The organism is Mesorhizobium sp. M7A.F.Ca.US.005.03.2.1, assembly GCF_003997795.1.
In the GTDB taxonomy this organism is placed as follows: Bacteria; Pseudomonadota; Alphaproteobacteria; order Rhizobiales; family Rhizobiaceae; genus Mesorhizobium; species Mesorhizobium ciceri.
Window position 1 is genome coordinate 2,301 of sequence record NZ_RZRP01000362.1, and the last position, 3,800, is coordinate 6,100.

General features: G+C 63.2%; 2 protein-coding genes. Both read left to right on the forward strand.

Annotation, left to right across the window (positions count from 1 at the left end; genetic code table 11):
- Positions 1-38: 38 nt before the first annotated feature.
- A complete protein-coding gene (locus tag EN991_RS19935) occupies positions 39-2,810 on the forward strand; it encodes a VCBS domain-containing protein (RefSeq protein WP_127369368.1) in 2,772 nt (923 codons plus the stop codon).
- Positions 2,811-2,873: 63 nt separating this feature from the next.
- Positions 2,874-3,800, forward strand: a 927-nt coding sequence (locus EN991_RS19940) for an ABC transporter transmembrane domain-containing protein (protein WP_245461018.1), incomplete at its 3' end; no start/stop codon positions are given.

The following is a 3,800-nucleotide window of genomic DNA, read 5'->3' on the forward strand; positions in this document are numbered from 1 at the left end:
CGAACCCGACGGTTGACGCGCTCAATGTCGGCGGCAGTCTGACCGACAGCTTCACCTACACGGTGAGCGACGGCCAGGGCGGGACCTCCTCGACGACGCTGACCATCACCATCCACGGCACCGACGACGCTCCGATCGCTGCCAACGACACTAGCGCCAGTCCCGGTGCGATTGCCGCAACCGAGAAGAGCGGCACGCTAAACGGATCCGGCGGCAACAATGGTTCCGGCAACGTGCTGACCAACGACAGCGATGTCGACAGCGCCAGCCTGACGGTGAGCTCGATCCGTACCGGCGGCGCCGAAGGCGGCGGTACGGCCGGTTCGCTGGGTGTCGGCCTGGTCGGCGCGCACGGCACACTCACAATCGCCGCCAACGGCAGCTACACCTACGTGGTCAACGAGAACGACTCGACGGTCCAGGCCCTCAATACCGGCGGCTCCACCACCGATACGTTCAACTACACGGTCAGCGACGGCAGCCTGACGGACATGGCAGTACTCACCGTCACCATCAACGGTGCAAATGATGCGCCGGTAATAGATCTCAACGGCGGGTTGGCCGGAACATCAACAAGCCTCAGCTATACCACGGGATCGGCCGCGACCGCTATCGCTCCATCTGGAACTGTCGCGGATGTTGACTCCGCTGATTTCAACGGAGGCTCGCTGACCGTCGCATTCACGGCAAACGGCACCTCAGCCGACCAGTTGACGATCCAGAACCAAGGCACGGGCCTCGGCCAGATCGGCTTCAGCGGCAGCAACGTCACCTATAGTGGAACGACCATTGGAACGTTCACCGGCGGAACGAACGGGACAAACCTCGTCGTCACCTTCAACGCCAACGCCACGCAAGCCGCAGCGCAAGCGCTGGAGGATCACATTCGCTACTCGAACGCGACCAGTGCTACCACGACAAAGACTGTGACCTTTACGCTGGTGGACGGGGACGGAGGTACCGACACAGGCACAGCCACGGCGACGATCAATGTGACGGGCGGCGATACTACGGCTCCCAACATCGCACTGATAACGGGCGTTCAGGGAAATGCCGGGGCACCGAGCACGCTCGTCGTCCAGTTCAGCGAAACCGGAATGAACCACACATTCTTCGATTCAACGAAACTAGCTTTGTCGAATAATGTGACCCTAGTGTCGACCACGGGCACGTGGGGCACCGCAACCGACGGCGGTGGCAATACGGTAGATACGTATACTCTGCTGGTGAACAAGCCCAACAACGGCACGACATACACGGCAACTTTTTCTGCTGGAGCCTTCAAGGACGGCGCCGGCAATCTAAGCACCGCCGGGTCTCAAATCGGCCTCAAACCCGCAGGCACTTCCGGCGAGCCCATCAACCTCGCTCTCACCGATCCCTCGCATGAAGGTGCGCTCATCACCGTCACGGTGAAGGACGTACCTTCGGGCTGGACCATCGACGGCGCGACGCATAACGCCGATGGAAGCTGGACGACACAGACCAGCGACCTGCGCGGGCTGACTGTCACCACATCGGCCAGTTTCACCGGGGCAGCCGTGCTCGACGTCCAGATGACCTGGATCAACGCCGACGGCACCTCGGGCAGCGCGTCGATCGCCGACAATGTCGAGGCCTACGCTCCGGGCTCGCCGATCTTCGCCTGGTCGGGCGACGACGTGCTGACCGGGTCCAGCGGCAACGATCTCTTCGTCTTCTCGCAGCCGATCGGTGCCGATACGGTGCATAATTTCGACGCCGCGGCCGATCAGATCGACCTTATCGGCTACAACGGACTGGCGGACTTTGCCGACCTGCAGACCCATATCGCCGACGATGCCCACGGCAACGCGGTGATCACGCTGGGCGATGGGCAGTCGATCACGCTGGATGGCGTGCACTCGGGCGCGCTGACGGCAGGCAATTTCGTCTTCGACCAGACGCCGGTGGTCAACAATGCCGGCACCATGACGATCGGCGACGGCGCCTTGCTGCCGCTGAGCGGCATGATCAACAATAGCGGCCTCATCTCGCTGGACTCGACCGGCGGTGAAACGCTGCTGCAAATCATCCAGCATGGCGTGACCCTGCAGGGCGGCGGGCAGATCCTGCTGTCCGACAGCGCCGCCAACATGATCTCCGGCACGGGGCCGGACGTCACTCTGGTCAATGTCGACAACACGATATCGGGCGCTGGCCAGCTGGGCGGCGGGATGCTGAGCCTCGACAATCAGGGCACCATTATCGCCTCTGGCGCGAATGCGCTGGTCATCGATACGGGGGGCAGCGTCGTCACCAACTCCGGAACATTGGAGGCGACCGGTTCAGGTGGACTGACGATCACCGGCGGGCTGGCGAATTCCGGCATGCTGTTGGCCAATGGCGGCGACATCGTCATCCATGGCCAGGTCACCGGCGACGGCGATGCCACGATCGGCAACCTGTCGAAGCTTGAGTTCGGCAGCGCCTCGTCGACGGATGTCACCTTCGCGCACGATGCGGCCGGCACGCTGCAGCTCGACGATTCCTTCGATTTCAGCGGGCGGATCGGCGGCATCACCAATGACGACAGGCTTGAGCTCGAGGACATCCTGTTCGGCGCGGGAACGACGGCCGTCTACCAGGCAAACCAGGATGGCAGCGGCGGAACGCTGACCGTTTCGGACGGCACCCACGGTACCGCGCTGCATCTGGTCGGCAGCTACGATGCGAACGGCTTCAAGCTTGCCGATGACGGCCAAGGCCATACCGCCGTTTCGTACAATCCGGCGGAATTCACGCTGACGGGCGTTGGCAATGGAGCAATTTCAAGCGACTTCGTGGTGTGAACCAAAAGGCCGCCGCCAGCGGCGGCCCACCTGGCCTGATGCGTATCGAGTGGGGTTCTGGACGTGGATAGCAAATCTCGAATTGTGAAGGATGCGCTTCGGGCCTGCCGCCGCTATTTCCTGGTAGCGGCGGCGTTCAGCCTGGCCATCAATCTGCTCTATCTCGCGTCCCCACTCTACATGCTGCAGATCTATGACAGGGTCGTCACCAGCGGCAGCGAAACCACGCTGGTGATGCTGACCCTGGTGTTGCTGGCGGCCTTTCTTTCGCTGGCCGGCCTCGACCTGGTGCGCGCCTCCATCCTGACGCGTGCCAGTGCGCGGCTCGACCGGCTGCTGTCGGCAAAAGTCCTGGCCGCGTCGGTCGAGACCCCATCGCCCGGCTCGTCGCCGAGCCAGCCCATCCGAGACTTCGACACGTTCAGGCAGGTCATCACCGGCAGCGGCATCCACGCTTTGTTCGACCTGCCATGGTCGCCCATCTACATCGGCATCATCTTCCTGCTGCACCCCTGGCTCGGCTTCTTCGCGCTGGGCTGCTCGCTGCTTCTGGTCGCCATGGCGGTGCTAAACGAATATATCGTGCGTTCGCCGCTGAAGCAGGCCAACGACCTGGCGACGACTAACTATAATTTCACCGAGATGGGCCTCAGAAACGCCGAAGTCGTTCGCGCCATGGGGATGATCGACGGCCTCATCCGCCGCTGGGGACGCGACCGCAATTTGGCGCTGCGGCGCCAGGCGGAGGCAAGCGATCGCGCCGCACTGATGTCGGGTCTGATCCGTTTCCTGCGGCTCACCATGCAGTCGCTGATCCTCGGCCTCGGCGCCTATCTGGTGATCGAGCGGCAGATCACCGGCGGCACCATGTTCGCCGCGAGCCTCTTGCTGGGCCGGGGGCTGCAGCCGGTCGAGCAGATCGTCGGCCTTTGGCGCAGCCTGATCCTGGGGCGGGCGGCGTTGGCAAGGGTCGAGAAGCTGGTCGACGGG